This window comes from Novosphingobium sp. BL-S-20, assembly GCF_055521635.1.
On record NZ_CM145494.1, the window covers coordinates 801,411 to 817,297 of the forward strand.

The 15,887-nt window shown below is 64.3% G+C and carries 18 protein-coding genes; 17 read left to right on the forward strand and 1 reads right to left on the reverse strand.

The features are described from left to right. Positions 1-12 precede the first annotated feature (12 nt). The 16 genes from rpsH (at position 13) to ACZ1II_RS11540 (ending at position 12,906) form a co-directional block, all read left to right on the forward strand. Positions 13-408, forward strand: coding sequence for a 30S ribosomal protein S8 (gene rpsH, locus ACZ1II_RS11465; protein WP_021233432.1), 396 nt, complete (start codon positions 13-15; stop codon positions 406-408). Then, positions 408-941: a 50S ribosomal protein L6 gene (gene rplF / locus ACZ1II_RS11470; RefSeq protein WP_132386843.1), complete on the forward strand. Its 534-nt coding sequence runs from the start codon at positions 408-410 to the stop codon at positions 939-941. The genes rpsH and rplF overlap by 1 nt, the downstream gene beginning before the upstream one ends. Continuing rightward, positions 941-1,279 carry a 50S ribosomal protein L18 gene (gene rplR / locus ACZ1II_RS11475; RefSeq protein WP_147219117.1) on the forward strand — a complete coding sequence of 113 codons (339 nt, stop codon included), beginning with the start codon at positions 941-943 and terminating at the stop codon, positions 1,277-1,279. The genes rplF and rplR overlap by 1 nt, the downstream gene beginning before the upstream one ends. Positions 1,280-1,281: 2 nt before the next feature. Beyond that, the gene (gene rpsE, locus ACZ1II_RS11480; protein ID WP_465146543.1) at positions 1,282-1,983 is read left to right on the forward strand and encodes a 30S ribosomal protein S5; all 702 of its coding nucleotides are present in this window, start codon (positions 1,282-1,284) and stop codon (positions 1,981-1,983) included. 6 nt (positions 1,984-1,989) lie between these two features. Continuing rightward, positions 1,990-2,166, forward strand: coding sequence for a 50S ribosomal protein L30 (gene rpmD, locus ACZ1II_RS11485; protein ID WP_132386837.1), 177 nt, complete (start codon positions 1,990-1,992; stop codon positions 2,164-2,166). Between the two features lie 190 nt (positions 2,167-2,356). Continuing rightward, positions 2,357-3,676 (forward strand): hypothetical protein, encoded by a 1,320-nt coding sequence (locus tag ACZ1II_RS11490; RefSeq protein ID WP_465146544.1) that lies wholly within the window; start codon positions 2,357-2,359, stop codon positions 3,674-3,676. 113 nt (positions 3,677-3,789) lie between these two features. Continuing rightward, on the forward strand, positions 3,790-4,269 hold the full coding sequence (rplO, locus tag ACZ1II_RS11495; protein WP_465146545.1) for a 50S ribosomal protein L15: 480 nt from the start codon (positions 3,790-3,792) through the stop codon (positions 4,267-4,269). 212 nt (positions 4,270-4,481) lie between these two features. Continuing rightward, entirely contained in the window at positions 4,482-5,849 is a 1,368-nt protein-coding gene (gene secY / locus ACZ1II_RS11500) for a preprotein translocase subunit SecY (RefSeq protein ID WP_465146546.1), read from the forward strand. 32 nt (positions 5,850-5,881) lie between these two features. Continuing rightward, positions 5,882-6,529 (forward strand): adenylate kinase, encoded by a 648-nt coding sequence (locus ACZ1II_RS11505; RefSeq protein WP_465146547.1) that lies wholly within the window; start codon positions 5,882-5,884, stop codon positions 6,527-6,529. A 46-nt stretch (positions 6,530-6,575) separates the two neighbouring features. Further along, the gene (locus ACZ1II_RS11510) at positions 6,576-7,172 is read left to right on the forward strand and encodes an SRPBCC family protein (protein WP_465146548.1); all 597 of its coding nucleotides are present in this window, start codon (positions 6,576-6,578) and stop codon (positions 7,170-7,172) included. A 341-nt stretch (positions 7,173-7,513) separates the two neighbouring features. Beyond that, positions 7,514-7,882, forward strand: coding sequence for a 30S ribosomal protein S13 (gene rpsM, locus ACZ1II_RS11515; RefSeq protein WP_147219131.1), 369 nt, complete (start codon positions 7,514-7,516; stop codon positions 7,880-7,882). 66 nt (positions 7,883-7,948) lie between these two features. Beyond that, entirely contained in the window at positions 7,949-8,338 is a 390-nt protein-coding gene (gene rpsK, locus ACZ1II_RS11520) for a 30S ribosomal protein S11 (RefSeq protein WP_007011846.1), read from the forward strand. A gap of 105 nt (positions 8,339-8,443) precedes the next feature. Next, positions 8,444-9,511, forward strand: a complete 1,068-nt coding sequence (locus ACZ1II_RS11525; RefSeq protein WP_334185177.1) for a DNA-directed RNA polymerase subunit alpha — start codon at positions 8,444-8,446, stop codon at positions 9,509-9,511. A gap of 125 nt (positions 9,512-9,636) precedes the next feature. Next, positions 9,637-10,056: a diacylglycerol kinase family protein gene (locus tag ACZ1II_RS11530; protein ID WP_465146549.1), complete on the forward strand. Its 420-nt coding sequence runs from the start codon at positions 9,637-9,639 to the stop codon at positions 10,054-10,056. Between the two features lie 148 nt (positions 10,057-10,204). Then, positions 10,205-10,627: a 50S ribosomal protein L17 gene (gene rplQ, locus ACZ1II_RS11535; protein ID WP_465146550.1), complete on the forward strand. Its 423-nt coding sequence runs from the start codon at positions 10,205-10,207 to the stop codon at positions 10,625-10,627. A gap of 182 nt (positions 10,628-10,809) precedes the next feature. Next, positions 10,810-12,906 carry a prolyl oligopeptidase family serine peptidase gene (locus ACZ1II_RS11540; RefSeq protein WP_465147285.1) on the forward strand — a complete coding sequence of 699 codons (2,097 nt, stop codon included), beginning with the start codon at positions 10,810-10,812 and terminating at the stop codon, positions 12,904-12,906. Between the two features lie 36 nt (positions 12,907-12,942). Here ACZ1II_RS11540 and ACZ1II_RS11545 read toward each other — a convergent pair whose 3' ends face one another. Next, positions 12,943-13,575, reverse strand: a complete 633-nt coding sequence (locus tag ACZ1II_RS11545) for a trimeric intracellular cation channel family protein (protein ID WP_465146551.1) — start codon at positions 13,573-13,575, stop codon at positions 12,943-12,945. A gap of 134 nt (positions 13,576-13,709) precedes the next feature. Here ACZ1II_RS11545 and ligA point away from each other — a divergent pair, with 134 nt between their 5' ends. After that, positions 13,710-15,845 carry an NAD-dependent DNA ligase LigA gene (ligA, locus tag ACZ1II_RS11550; RefSeq protein WP_465146552.1) on the forward strand — a complete coding sequence of 712 codons (2,136 nt, stop codon included), beginning with the start codon at positions 13,710-13,712 and terminating at the stop codon, positions 15,843-15,845. The last annotated feature ends 42 nt before the right edge of the window (positions 15,846-15,887 follow it).

Below are 15,887 nucleotides of genomic sequence, written 5' to 3' on the forward strand. Positions count from 1 at the left end.
GGGTTAGAAGCAATGGCATTGACCGATCCCCTGGGTGATATGCTCACCCGCATCCGTAACGGACAGCAGGCGAAGAAGGACACCGTCCTGTCGCCCGCTTCCAAGCTTCGTGCTCGCGTGCTCGAAGTGCTTCAGCGCGAAGGCTACATCCGTGGCTTCAGCGATGACGCCACCGGCGCGCACCCGCAGCTTCGCATCGAGCTGAAGTACTTCGAAGGCGAACCTGCCATCAAGCACATCGCTCGCGTCTCCAAGCCTGGCCGCCGCGTTTACTCGGGTTCGAAGGAACTCCCGGTTGTGCGCAACGGTCTCGGCATCACCATCGTCTCGACGCCCCGCGGCGTGCTTTCGGATGCCGAAGCCCGCTCGCAGAACGTCGGCGGCGAAGTGCTGGCGGAGGTGTTCTAATGAGCCGCATCGGCAAGAAGCCGGTCGTGATCCCTGGCGGGGTCACTGCCGCCATCGACAACGGCGTGCTCAGCGTGAAGGGTCCCAAGGGCACCCTGACGCTGGGTCTGTCGGATCTCGTGACCTACTCGGTCGAAGAAGGTTCGATCGCCGTTCAGCCCGCCAACCAGACCAAGGCTGCCCGCAGCCACTGGGGCATGCAGCGTACCCTCGTTTCGAACCTCGTTGAAGGCGTGACCAACGGCTTCTCCAAGGTCCTCGAAATCAAGGGCGTCGGCTACCGCGCCGCGGCTCAGGGCAAGAACCTGAAGCTCCAGCTCGGCTATTCGCACGACGTGGACATCGCTGTGCCGGAAGGCATCGAGATCAAGACCCCGGATAACACCACGGTCGAAATCTCGGGTATCGACAAGCAGAAGGTCGGCCAGCTCGCGGCCGAGATCCGTCGCTGGCGCAAGCCCGAACCCTACAAGGGCAAGGGCATCAAGTACCGCGGCGAATTCATCTTCCGCAAGGAAGGGAAGAAGAAGTAATGGCCAAGCTTTCCCTTTTCGAGCGCCGTCGCCGGCGCGTCCGCACGGCCCTCAAGGCCCGTGCGGGTGGTCGTCCCCGTCTGTCGGTGCACCGCACCGGCCGTCACATCTATGCGCAGATCATCGACGATGCGCAGGGTCACACCGTAGCTGCCGCCAACACGCTTGGCGCCAAGGGCACCGATACCGATGCCGCAGTTCGCGTTGGCAAGGAACTCGCCGAGGCCGCCAAGAAGGCGGGTGTTACCTCGGTTGTGTTCGACCGTGGCGGTTTCCTCTTCCATGGCCGCGTCAAGGCGCTGGCCGAAGCCGCCCGTGAAGGCGGGCTGGAGTTCTGATCATGGCTGACGAAAACACCGAAATCCAGACCGACGTTCCGGCCGCTGAAGGCCAGGAAGTCCGTGAAGGTCGCGGTCGCGGTCGCGGCCGTGGCGAACGCGGCGAGCGTGGCGGCCGTGGCCGTCGCGACGACCGTCGTGGTCGTGGCAACAACGAGGAAGAACAGGGCGAGGAGCTCATCGAGAAGCTCGTCCACATCAACCGCGTTTCGAAGACCGTGAAGGGCGGCAAGCGCTTCGGTTTCGCAGCTCTCGTCGTCGTTGGCGACGGCAAGGGTCGCGTCGGCTTCGGCCATGCCAAGGCTCGCGAAGTTCCCGAGGCGATCACCAAGGCCACTGCTTCTGCCAAGAAGAAGATGGTCCGCGTGGCGCTCAAGGAAGGCCGCACGCTTCACCACGACGGCAAGGGCCACTTCGGCGCCGGCAAGGTGAACGTGCGTTCGGCTCCGGCCGGTACCGGCATCATCGCCGGTGGCCCGATGCGCGCCGTCTTCGAGAGCCTCGGCGTCGCTGACGTCGTGACCAAGTCGGTCGGCACCTCGAACCCCTACAACATGATCCGCGCCACCTTCGACGCGCTCGTCAACCAGACTTCGCCGAAGTCGGTTGCCCAGCGTCGTGGCAAGAAGGTTGCCGACCTGCTGGGTCGCGGCGGCGCAAGCGAAGCAGAGGCCGAAGCCGCTGCTGAAGCCATCGCGGAGTAATCAGTCATGGCGAAGATCAAGATCAAGCAGATCGGTTCGCCGATCCGTCGCCCCGAAAGCCAGAAGAAGATCCTTATCGGTCTTGGCCTCGGGAAGATGCACAAGGTCGTCGAGCGCGAAGACACCCCGGAAGTCCGTGGTGCGATCGCCAAGCTGCCGCACATGGTTGTGGTGGTCGACTGATCGACCTGCTTCAGGCAAACAGTGAAAAGGCCCCGGCGGAAACGTCGGGGCCTTTTCTCGTTTCGGGGCTTTCGTTTACGCTGTGCTTATCGAGGCGGCGTAAAATCGTTCATTGGTTGCGTCTCTACCTCCCCTAACCGCCCGGACCTGTGCTAAGCGCGGCCAGATTTGGATTTCCCTGGGGGATACATTGCTTCGCAGGACCATCGCGGCCTCATCCTTGTGCCTGGCCGCTCTTGCCCTTTCCTCGTGCGAAGGCAGCGAGCCGAGCGATAATGGCGAGACTTACGTGCAGGAAAGCCCGGCAGCCGAGCCGGCGTGCAACGATCCGCTCGCCGATCCCGCCACGCTGGAGCGAGACCGCCTTGCCGACAAGGCGCTGAAGGGGCTGTTGGCCATGGGCAAGGCCGATCCCGTAGCGGAAGCGCACAAGGCCGCTGCGGCGGGTGATTTCCGCCTCGTGGCAGCCGTGACGCAGGACGGCATCGATACCGCCGAATTCGGCGCGCAATGCGTGCTGCGAGGGGGGCTCTCCCCGCGCATGGCCCGCGTCGTGACCTATTTCGGCGAAGATGCCGAGCCGACGCCCGCGCCCAGCGAGGCGCCGGGCGCCGCGGGTGAGGACAAGCTCGGCACGTTCGCGCGCACGTTCAACCAGACGCTGATTGCCGACCCGGCCTATCCCTATCGCGATGTCTGCCGCGCCGTTGCGGTTCCGGACGAAGCCGAGGGCGAAGAGGGGGCTGAGAAAACCGCAAAGGTGGCGGACAAGGACGCCGCCAAGGCCAAGTCCGTCGTTAAGGCCGCTACCAAGAGGCCGAAGCGGACTTACGGTTATGCCGATCTCGGGCCGATGCCGGAGAACCCGACACTTGCCGACGCCGCGCGCCGGGGCAATGTCGCGGTGCTGCGCCGTCTGCTGGAAGAAAAGCCATCGGCAGAGGCAACGGGCGATGCTCTGGACGCGCCGGCGACGATCGATTCGCCTGACCTCTTCGGCATGACGCCGCTTGCCTGGGCCATGGCCTATCGCCGCGACGCCGCCGTGCGCTTCCTGCTCTCGCGCGATGCCAGCCCCTCAGGCGCGCAGTGCCAGGCGCTGGTCGATCGCGATTCGCCGATGCAGATCGCGCGCGCGCAGCTGTGGCTGGCCATGGTGCAGCGTATGAAGGCGCTGGTCCCTGAGCAGGACTATGCAGGCCTTGCAGAAGACCCGGCGCTGCTTGACGGCAGCAAGGGCGCGTTCAATGCCGAACTTGCCAAGCTGGGCGAGCGGTACGGCACGATCTTCAACAAGGATTCGATGACGCGGCACGAATTGAAGTTCACCGTCGACCCCAAGGGCGCAGTCAAATCCTGCACTTTCGAGCCGAAGACGGTCTCGCCGGAATTCGATGCGGACATCTGCAAGCTGGGCCGCGAACAGCTCAAGTGGACGCCTGCTCGCGATCCCGAAGGACGCGTGGTCGCCGGAGGCACCAAACTCATGATCCGCCTGCGCGGGAGCTGAGGCCAGCTGTCCCACGCTGCTTTCCGATTCTTGAGGGGGTGACAACGAGGCGCGCTTCGCTTATGGGCGCGCCTTCCCATTAGCGCGACTAAAAGCGAAAGCGAGTGCAGACTATGAAACTGAATGATATCCGCGACAATGCTGGCGCCCGTCACCGTCGTATCCGCGTCGGTCGCGGCATCGGCTCGGGCAAGGGCAAGACCGCTGGCCGCGGCCAGAAGGGTGCCAAGGCACGTTCGGGCGTCTCGATCAACGGCTTCGAGGGCGGCCAGATGCCGCTTCACATGCGTCTTCCGAAGCGCGGCTTCTCGAACAAGAAGTTCGCCAAGGACTACGCAGAAGTGAACCTCGGCATGATCCAGAAGGCGATCGAATCGGGCAAGCTCGACATCTCGGGCGTCGTCGATCACGCCGTTCTCCAGTCCGCTGGCCTGGCCCGTGGCGGCAAGGACGGCGTGCGCCTCCTCGCCAAGGGTGAACTGACCGAGAAGGTCGAGTTCAACGTTGCCGGTGCTTCGAAGAGCGCCGTCGCCGCGGTCGAGAAGGCCGGTGGTTCGGTGATCCTTCCTGCCAAGGAAGCCGCCGAGGCCTGAGGCATCGCAACCGCGATATGCTCATAGGGAGAGGGCGGGCGCCATGCGCTTCGCCCTCTCTTTATTCCGACTTCCCGCCCGTTGTCTTTCCAGGCAGCTCTTCACGATACGGCGCGAATGTCTATATGGGCGGACCAGAACCGGGGTTCGACAAGCCTTCTTGCAGTCGCTAAGGCAGACCCGAACCGACTATCGAGGCTTTAAACATCGTCATGGCTTCACGCGCCGACAATATCGCCAGCACACTGAGCCTGGCCAACTTCTCGAAGGCGACCGAGCTCAAGAACCGAATCTGGTTCACCATCGGCGCCCTGATCGTTTTCCGCTTCCTCAGCTTCGTGCCGCTACCCGGCGTGAATCCGCTGATCCTGTCTCAGCTCTACAGCAAGACCCAGGGCGGCATTCTCGATCTCTTCAACACTTTCTCGGGCGGCTCGCTTTCGCGCATGAGCCTGATCGCGCTGGGTGTGATGCCTTACATCACCAGCTCGATCGTCGTGCAGCTTGCGGCCTCGCTCCACCCGGCGCTCGTCGCGCTGAAGAAGGAAGGCGAGGCCGGTCGCAAGAAGCTGAACCAGTACACGCGCTACGGCGCCGTGCTGCTCTGCGCGATCCAGGGCTGGTTCCTGGCCGTCAGCCTCGAAGCCTATGGTGCGTCGAGCGGTCTCCAGGCTGTGGTCGATCCGGGCATGGTGTTCCGAATCGGTGCGGTGATCTCGCTGGTCGGCGGCACGATGTTCCTGCTGTGGCTGGGTGAGCAGATCACCTCGCGCGGTATCGGCAACGGTGTTTCGCTGATCATCATGGCGGGTATCGTCGCGCAGATGCCGACGTTCGCCAGCAATGTCGGCCAGGCCTACAGCGCCGGTGATACCGGTTCGATCCTTATCATCTTTCTGATCGTGCTGATCGTGGCGATGATCCTGATGATCTGCTTTGCCGAGCGTGCGCAGCGCCGCCTGCTGATCCAGTATCCGAAGCGCGCGACCCAGCGCGGCATGATGCAGGCCGATCGCAGCCACCTGCCGCTGAAGATCAACACCGCGGGCGTGATCCCGCCGATCTTCGCCAGCTCGCTGCTGCTGCTGCCGCTGACCATCACGCAGTTCGCGGGCAAGTCGCTGAATCCCGAATCGACCGGCGGCAAGATCGTGATCGCGCTCAACCAGTACCTCGGTCACGGCAAGCCGCTCTACATGCTGCTCTATGCAGCCGGCATCATCTTCTTCTCGTTCTTCTACACCGCTGTCGTCTTCAATCCGGAGGAAACGGCCGAGAACCTGAAGAAGAACGGCGGCTTCATCCCCGGCATCCGTCCGGGCAAGAACACCGCGAACTATCTCGATTACGTGCTGACCCGCGTGACCGTGATCGGCGCGATCTACCTGACCATCGTCTGCACCGTTCCCGAGTATTTCCTCTCGATGACCGGGCTGCCGCTGCTGTTCATGGGTGGGACGAGCCTGCTGATCGTCGTCAACGTCACCGTTGACACGATCACCCAGATCCAGTCGCACCTGCTGGCGCACCAGTATGGCGACCTGATCAAGAAGGCGAAACTGAAGGGCCGTATGCGCTGAGGGCGCATTCAGGGACAGATGAGGGGTAAGACGTGAATATCATCCTGTTGGGCCCGCCGGGGGCGGGCAAGGGTACGCAGGCGCAGCGTCTGGTCGAGCGGCACGGCATGCGCCAGCTCTCGACCGGTGACATGCTGCGCGCCGCCGTCAAGGCGGGTACGCCCACGGGTCTTGAAGCCAAGGCGGTGATGGAGCGCGGCGAACTGGTGTCCGACGCCATCGTCTCGGCGCTGATCGGCGACGAACTCGACGCGATGGGTGCCGACACCGGCGCAATCTTCGACGGCTATCCGCGCACGGCCGCCCAGGCCGAATCGCTGGATGCGATCCTGTCTGAACGTGGTCGCAAGCTCGATCACGTCGTCGAACTGGAAGTGAACGAGGATGCGCTAGTCGAGCGCATCACCGGCCGCTTCACTTGCGCCACGTGCGGCAAGGGGTACCACGACAAGTTCGAGCAGCCGAAGGTTCCGGGTGTCTGCGACAAGTGCGGCGGTACGGAGTTCAAGCGCCGTCCCGATGACAATGCGGAGACCGTCCGCACCCGTCTGGCCGAATACCGCGCGAAGACCGCGCCGATCCTGCCGATCTACGAGGCGCGCGGGATCGTCGCCAAGGTGGACGGCATGGCGGACATGGATCACGTTTCCGCAGCGATTGAAGCTGTTTTCAAGTCCTGACATAACCGGCCGGGCTTTAGGTTCGGCCGGTAACAGGGGACTTATAATGGGAAGCGCCCGGCTTGGTTTCGTCGCCCTTCTGGCGGCAGGTGCTTTCTTCGGGCCATCCGCGCAGGCGCGGGTTGCCGAGACTTCGGATCAGGGCATCGTGCTGCGCTATGTCGCCGCGGTGCCCGGTTCTCCCGACCAGGCATGGAATGTTCTGGTCGCCCCCGCATCGTGGTGGGACGGCGCACACAGCTATTCCGGTGATTCTGCCAATCTGACCATCGATCCGCGCGCGGGCGGATGCTTTTGCGAAAGGCTTCCGGCGCCTGCAGGGGAGGGCGCAGGTGTGAGCGATCGCGGCAGTGTCGCGCACATGCGCGTCATCCACGCCGACAAAGCCAGGCTGCTGCGCATGAGCGGGGCGCTTGGTCCGCTTCAGGCCGATGCTGTGCAGGGCACGATGACCTTCAGTCTTTCGTCGATTCAAGGTGGCGGAAGCGCCGGCACGCGGATCGTCGTCGAATATGTCCTTGGCGGCTATCTCCGAGCCGGTCTTCCCCGAGTCGCACCGGCAGTCGATGCCGTGCTTGGTTCCCAGATCCAGCGGCTCGCCCGCAAGCTCGGCGGCCGGATCGAGCCGGAGGTGGCACAATAAAGTGCGGCACTGGCGGTGTGGATTCCCGCAAAGCGCCATATCGCCTTGCAACACCTGCCGATTCTTTGACTAAACTTCGCGGATACGGTACACGGTTTATGCGCAGTCGCTCTCCCAGGTTCGATGATGGGCCGGGATCGAGCGACCATAACTCGCAAGGATTGACTTGCCTTGCGAATCGTTTTATGCGCGCCCTTCACTCAAAAGGTTTCGGCTGGTCCGGATGGCGTTGGCATCATGTATGCTGCCGGACGGACTTTCGTCATTTATGCCTGGCGGGTGAATAAGCGTTGAGATAGGGGTCGTCCCTAGGGCGCTCCCTGTGGAGCATGGAGAATTAAGTGGCTCGTATTGCCGGGGTAAACCTCCCCACCAACAAGCGCGTTATCATCGCGCTCACCTATATCCATGGTATCGGTCGTACCAAGGCTCTCGAAATCGCCGACAAGCTCGGCATCGATCACAGCCGCCGCGTACAGGACCTGTCGGACGCCGAAGTCCTGCAGATCCGCGAAACCATCGACGCCGACCACACGGTCGAAGGTGACCTCCGTCGCGAAACCGCGATGAACATCAAGCGTCTCATGGACCTCGCTTGCTACCGTGGCCTGCGTCACCGCAAGGGTCTGCCGGTTCGTGGCCAGCGCACGCACACCAATGCGCGCACCCGCAAGGGCAAGGCCAAGCCGATCGCCGGCAAGAAGAAGTAAGCCGCTGGGGCCGAGCGATCGGCCCAGTCGGTTTCCCTCAGCGATTTTTCGACAGGATACACGGATATGGCACGCGAACCTCAGCGCATTAAGCGCCGCGAGCGCAAGAATATCACGAGCGGCATCGCGCACGTGAACGCAAGCTTTAACAACACCATGGTGACCATCACCGACGCCCAGGGCAACGCGATTTCGTGGTCCTCGGCCGGCATGATGGGCTTCAAGGGCAGCCGCAAGTCGACTCCCTACGCCGCCCAGGTTGCTGCCGACGATGCCGGCAAGAAGGCCGCCGAGCACGGCGTCCGCACTCTCGAAGTCGAAGTCAAGGGCCCGGGTTCGGGCCGTGAGAGCGCCCTGCGCGCCCTCCAGGCTGTCGGCTTCACCATTACCTCGATCCGCGATGTGACGCCGATCCCGCACAATGGCGTGCGTCCTTCCAAGCGTCGCCGCGTCTGATCGAGCTAATCCGGACGGCGAACCGGTCGCTGTCCGGCTTCGGAACGTCCCAGGCCCCTCCACCGGGCCTCGGGGCGTAACCGCCATCACTCCCAGGGGAAGTCCATGACTGTCAACATCAAGAACTGGCAGGAACTCAAGAAGCCGAACAGCCTTGAGATCAAGCCGGGACCCGACCCCAAACTGAAGGCGACGTTCGTTGCCGAACCGCTGGAGCGTGGCTTCGGTCTGACGCTCGGCAATGCGCTGCGCCGCGTGCTGCTCTCCTCGCTTCAGGGCGCCGCGATCACCTCGATCAAGATCGAGAACGTGCTGCACGAATTCTCGTCGCTTGCCGGTGTGCGCGAGGACGTCACGGACATCGTCCTGAACGTCAAGCAGATCGCTCTCAAGATGCAGGGTGAAGGCCCGAAGCGTCTCCAGCTCTCGGCCACGGGTCCGGCGGCTGTGAAGGCCGGCGACATCGCCGTCTCGGGTGACATCGAGGTCATGAACAAGGACCTCGTGATCTGCCACCTCGACGAAGGTGCGACGCTCAACATGGAACTGACCGCCGACACCGGCAAGGGCTACGTCCCCGCCGTGTCGAACCGTCCGGTTGACGCGCCGATCGGTCTTATCCCGGTCGACTCGCTCTACTCGCCGGTTCGCCAGGTCAGCTACAAGGTCGAGAACGCCCGTATCGGCCAGGAGCTCGACTTCGACAAGCTGAGCCTCACCGTCGAGACCGACGGCACCGTGGCTCCGGAAGACGCCGTGGCCTATGCCGCGCGCATCCTCCAGGACCAGCTGGCGCTGTTCGTCCACTTCGAGGACATCGCTCCGGTTGGTCAGTCGCCGATGATCGGCATGGCTGCCGGCGGTGCTGCCGCCTCGGAAGAGAGCGACACCAACCAGCTCAACCGCTACCTTCTCAAGAAGGTGGACGAGCTGGAACTGTCGGTCCGTTCGGCCAACTGCCTCAAGAACGACAACATCATCTACATCGGCGATCTGGTCCAGAAGACCGAAGCCGAGATGCTGCGCACGCCGAACTTCGGCCGCAAGTCGCTCAACGAGATCAAGGAAGTCCTTTCGTCGATGGGCCTGCGCCTCGGCATGGACATCCCGGGCTGGCCGCCCGAGAACATCGAAGAGATGGCTAAGAAGCTGGAGCAGGAACTGCTCGGCTGATCGGCACTCCCGATACCGAATTGAAGAGGGCCTCGCAGCGATGCGGGGCCCTTTTTCTTTGCCTTGAGATCGTGTGGTGCCGAAGCCTCTGGCGCGATGCGGCGGGACCCGTTTAGGATATCGTCATGACAGAACCCCTCGACGCGCTCTCACCCGAGATGCTGCCGGTGCAGAGCCGTTTCAGCCTTGCTGCGCGCCTGAAGAGCTTCACTTATGCGGTTCGGGGATTGCGCTGCCTGGTTCGGGATGAGCACAACGCCCGCCTTCATCTCGGCGCCTCTCTCGGCGTCATCGCGGCAGGCTGGTTCCTCGATGTTTCGGCAGAGGACTGGCGATGGCTGTTTCTGGCGATTGCGCTGGTCTGGCTGGCGGAGGCCTTCAATACGGCAATCGAAGTGCTTTGCGATCGGATCGAGCCGGGGTTCGATGAGGCGATAGGTCGCATCAAGGACATTTCGGCAGGCGCGGTGCTTATCGCTTCCATCGTTGCGGCGATCATCGGCGTTCTTACCCTGTGGCCGCGGATTCCTGCACTTCCGGCTTAGAGCCTGCCCTATGTGCTCTTGACTCTTCCGACGATTTCGTCTTGAGGGCAGCGCTTCACGATATGTGAGCTGGTTTTGGGCGGTGGCCGTACCACACCGCCCGGCAGGCAGTACCTGAAACGGCTGCCTGACGAACGGAGAAGAAATCATGCGTCATAAAATGGGCGGCCGCAAGCTGCAGCGCAAGTCCGGCCACCGCACTGCGCTGCTGCGCAACATGGCCGCTGCGCTCATCAAGCACGAGCAGATCAAGACCACCACGCCCAAGGCGAAGGAACTGCGCCCCTACATCGAGAAGCTGATCACGCTTGCAAAGCATGGCGGCCTTTCGAACCGTCGTCTTGCGCACGCGCGCATTCTTGACGAAGCACAGGAAGCCAAGCTGTTTGAAGTGCTCGCAGAGCGCTACAAGGGCCGTGACGGCGGTTACACCCGCATCATCAAGGCCGGCATCCGCGCTTCGGACGCCGCTCCGATCGCGATCATCGAACTCGTTGACCGCGACGTTTCGGAAAAGGGCAAGGACTCGGGTCCGGTTGCCGCCGAAACCGAAGAATACGCAGAAGCCTGATAGCTTCTGAGGACCGCTTTCCACAGGAAGGCGGACCGGACATTGCAAGGGCGGTCGCGAGTGCTAGGCTCGCGGCCGCTTTTGTTTTTTGGTTTCAGGGGAATGGGATGCCTTGGAAGGGTGGGCTCGGCGGGGCCCGAGGTGCGATCGCGTGCGTAACCACGTTGAGTTTGCTTGCAGCCATGCCGCTATCGGCCAAGACGGTGACGACGATGAACTATCCGGAAACCCGCCGCGACGACGTCGCCGAAACCCTCTTCGGGGAGCGCATCGCCGATCCCTATCGCTGGCTCGAAGCCGACGTTCGCCACGATGCCAAAGTCGCCGACTGGGTGGACCGCGAATCCCGCTTTACCGAAGCCTATCTCGAAACCCTGCCGCAGCGCGACTGGTTCAAGCAGCGGGTCAGTGCGCTGATGAACTTCGAGCGCTTCGGCCTGCCGATGAAGGCGGGGAAGCGCTATTTCTACACGCGCAATACCGGGCTCCAGAACCAGTCGCAGCTTTTCGTGCGCGAGGCGCTTCACGGCGAGGCGCGCATGCTGCTCGACCCCAATGCCTGGGCCAAGGACGGCGCGACCGCGCTCGACGCCTGGGTGCCGTCGCAGCAGGGCCGCTATCTGCTCTACAGTGTGCAGGACGGCGGCAGCGACTGGCGCATCCTCCATGTGATGGACGTGGCCAGCGGCAAGGTCCTGGAAGATGAACTGCGCTGGGTGAAGTTCAGCGCGCTCGCCTGGATCGGTGACGAGGGCTTCCTCTATTCGCGCTTCCCGGCACCGGAGGAAGGCGCGGCGTTCCAGAGCCTCAACTACAACCAGTCGATCTACTTCCACCGCCTCGGCACGTCGCAGAGTGCGGACGAGCTGGTCTATGCGACCCCCGACCATCCCGACTACGGCCACTCGGCGGAAGTCACGCAGGACGGGCGGCTTGCCGTCATCACCTCGCACATCGGCACCGATTCCCGCTACGACGTTCGGGTGATTGACCTGTCGAAGCGGGCGAAGAACGGTTGGGCCGCGCGTCCGATCGTTACCGGCTTCAAGGACGACTGGCGGCTCGTGGAAGGGGCAGGGCAGAAGCTCTGGTTCGTCACCAACGAAGCTGCGCCGCGTTACCGTCTGGTGAGCTTCGATCTTGCGGCGCGCGATCCGGTCTTCACCGAAGTCGTGCCGCAGCGCGAGGATATCCTGGAGAAGGCGGGCATCGTCGGCCGCCAGCTCGTGCTCAATTACATGCGCGATGCCGCCAGCCATGCCGAGATCGTCGGGCTGGACGGAAAACCGGCGCGGGCGCTGGCGCTGAACGGGATCGGCACGGCCTCGGGCTTCCACGGCAAGCCGGGCGATCCGGAGACTTTCTACTCCTTCACCAGCTTCAACCGCCCGGCCTCGATCTTCCGGATGAACCTCGATACCGGCGCTTCGGAGCCGTTCGCGGAACCGGCGATGGACTTCGACCCGGCGGACGTCGTCGTCGAGCAGCGCTTCTACACCTCCAAGGACGGTACGCGGGTGCCGATGTTCCTGGTGCGCCGCAAGGACGTGGTGAAGGCGGGCAAGCCGGTGCCGACGCTGCTCTACGGCTACGGCGGTTTCGACATCTCGCTGACGCCGGGCTTCTCCGCCAGCCGCATGGCCTGGGTGCAGGCGGGCGGCGCTTTCGCCATGGCGAACTTGCGCGGCGGCGGCGAATATGGCCGCGAGTGGCACGATGCCGGTCGCCGGGCCAACAAGCAGAACGTCTTCGACGACTTCATTGCGGCGGGCGAATACCTGAAGGCGGAAGGCATCGCTGCGAAGGACGGTCTTGCCGTGCAGGGCGGCTCGAACGGCGGTCTGCTGGTGGGGGCGGTGCTCAACCAGCGACCCGACCTCTTCGCGGCGGGCGTGCCGCAGGTCGGGGTGATGGACATGCTGCGCTTCGACCGCTTCACCGCGGGCCGCTACTGGGTGGACGACTACGGCTATCCCGACCGCGAGGCCGACTTCAAGGTGCTGCGCGCCTATTCGCCCTATCACAACATCAAGGCGGGCGAGGCCTATCCGGCGATCCTGGTGACGACCGCCGATACCGACGACCGCGTGGTGCCCGGCCACTCGTTCAAGTACGCCGCCGCGCTCCAGGCCGCGCCTCTGGGCGACAAGCCGCATCTGATCCGCGTCGAGACGCGCGCCGGGCATGGCTCCGGCAAGCCGACCGACAAGGTGATCGAGGAAAGCGCCGACGTTCTCTCGTTCGTCGCGCAATGGACCGGGCTGCAAGTGCCCAAGTAAGCCGGGATCGAGGGCCGGGTGCTTGCCGTCCGGTCCTCAGTCCGCGCCTTCGTGGGCGGGCAAGCCCAGCGACCAGTGAATCGCCGCCCCGCGCAAGGCGAAACCGGCACTGGCGGCGATCGCCCAGGTGAGCGTCGGCGCGAATCCCAGACTGAGGCCTGCCGCTGCCGTCGCGGCGGTCAGCGCACCTGCCGTCACATAGAGTTCCGGGCGCATCAGGATCGAGGGCTGTCCTGCCACGACGTCGCGCACGATGCCGCCGACACAGCCGGTGACGACGCCCATGACGATTGCCGGGATCGGCGGCACACCCCAGGCCATCGCCTTGATCGTGCCGAAGCCGGAATAGACCGTGAGGCCGATCGCGTCGGCCCATTCCAGCAGCCGCCCCTGCCACCAGCGGACCGGGGTGAACCAGGCGATCACCGCCACGGTCAGGCAGACCGGGACCACGAAAGGATCGCGCACCCAGAACACCGGGGCGCCGATCAGCAGGTCGCGCAAGGTGCCGCCGCCGACCCCGGTCATGAAGGCGAAGAAGGCCATCGTCACGAAAGTCTGCCGCATCTGCGCGGCCGAAAGCGCGCCGGTCAGCGCGAAGACGGCGATGCCGAGAATATCGAAAGCGGCCGGCAGGGCAGGGGTCTCAGGCGGAATGATCGTCGGCATCGCCAAGCCATAGCGGCGCCTTTGGGAAAGCGGGAGCGAAAGCTCGTTCCATCGGCGCAGAATTGCATCCGTTGGAAGGGGATTACCCGCGAAGGGGAATTCCCAGCCGCCGCACTCTGGCCTATTCCGGCGCGATGACCAGTTCCGCAAGCAACGAAGCCGAAGCCGCCAACGAATTGATGCGCCTGGCGCGCCAGATCAACCGCGCCAATCGCCTCTACCATGCCGACGATGCGCCGGAGATATCGGACGCCGAATACGATGCGCTCGTCCGCCGCAATGCCGAACTGGAGGCGGCCTTTCCGAATCTGGTCCGCCCCGACAGCCCGACGAACAAGGTCGGCCACGAAGTCGCCGCCTCGCCGCTGTCCAAGGTGACGCATGAGGTTCGCATGATGAGCCTCGACAATGCCTTCACCGACGAGGAAGTCGCCGATTTCGTCGGCCGCGTGCGGCGGTTCCTGTCGCTCCCGGCGGAAGAGCCGGTCCTGGTGACGGCGGAAGACAAGATCGACGGGCTGTCCTGCTCGCTGCGCTACGAGCACGGCAAGCTGGTCCGCGCCGCGACGCGCGGGGATGGGCAGGTCGGCGAGGACGTGACCGCCAACGTCTCCCATATCCCCGACGTGGTACAGGAACTGAAGGGCGAGGATATCCCCGAGGTCTTCGAGGTGCGCGGCGAAGTCTATATGGAGAAGGGCGCCTTCCTCGCGCTCAACCAGACGCTGATGGCCGAAGCCCGCGCGTTGGCCGAGAGTAAGGGCGAGGCCTTCGACGAGAGCAAGGTCCGCCAGTTCGCCAACCCGCGCAATGCCGCCGCCGGATCGCTGCGCCAGAAGGACGCGGGCGTCACGGCAAAGCGCCCGCTGCGGTTCTGGGCCCATGGCTGGGGCGCGGCGAGCCGGGTTCCCGGCACTAGCCAGCACGAGGTGATCCGCCGGATCGAATCCTGGGGTCTGCCGGTCTCCCCGCAGTTCCGGCTCTGCGGGTCGCTGGAAGAGATGCTGACCGCCTATCGCACCATTCGCGATGGACGCGCGGGCCTGCCCTTCGAGATCGACGGGGTAGTTTATAAGGTCGACCGGCTCGACTGGCAGCAGCGCCTCGGCTTCGTGGCCAAGGCGCCGCGCTGGGCCATGGCCCACAAGTTCCCGGCGGAACGGGCCGAGACCACGCTCGAATCGATCGACATCCAGGTCGGCCGTACCGGCAAGCTCACGCCGGTCGGGCGGCTGAAGCCGGTGCTGGTCGGCGGCGTCACCGTCACCAATGTCACCTTGCACAACCGCGACGAGATCGGGCGCCTCGGGGTTCGTCCCGGCGATACCGTGGTGCTCCAGCGTGCGGGCGATGTGATCCCGCAGATCGTCGACAATCTCACCCGCGAGGTGGAGCGTCCGGCCTTTGACTTCCCCGATCACTGCCCGGAATGCGGCAGCGAGGCGGTTGCCGCCGAAGGCGAAGTCGATGTGCGCTGCACCGGCGGGCTGATCTGCCCGGCGCAGAGGACCGAACGGCTCAAGCACTTCGTCAGCCGCGCCGCGCTCGATATCGAAGGGCTGGGCGAGAAGACCATCGACGAGTTCTTCGCCAGGGGCTGGCTGGAAAGTCCCGCCGATATCTTCCGCCTCCGCCGCCGCCGCGAAGAGATTCTCGCGCTCGACGGGTGGAAGGACAAGTCTGTGGACAATCTGTTGGCCGCTGTGGAAAGCAAGCGCAGCCCCGATGCCGCACGGCTGCTGTTCGGCCTCGGTATCCGCCATGTCGGGGCGGTGACCGCGCGCGATCTGCTCAAGCGCTTCGAGACGCTTGCGGCACTGCGGGAGATCGCCGAAGCCTCCCACGCCAAGGAAGGTGAGGAAGCCGCCGCGGCGGGGAGCGAGGCCTATTCGGAACTGGTCTCGATCGACGGTATCGGCCCGGCGGTGGTCGAGGCGCTGGGCGACTTCTTCCACGAGGAGCACAACCGCGCGGTCTGGGACGATCTGCTCTCGGAAGTCTCGCCGCCTGCCTACCGCGTCGAGACGGTGGACAGCGAAGTCGCGGGCAAGACCGTGGTCTTCACCGGCAAGTTGGAGACGATGAGCCGTGATGAAGCAAAGGCCCAGGCCGAGCGGCTTGGGGCCAAGGCGGCGGGTTCGATCTCGGCCAAGACCGACATTCTCGTGGCGGGACCGGGGGCAGGGTCGAAGCTGAAGAAGGCCGCCGATCTCGGTATTCGCGTGATCGACGAGGCGGAGTGGGCGCAGATCGTGAAGGCGGCGGGGTAAGGCGCCAGAGGGGGGATAGGCTCCAGTCCTACGAGACCCAAA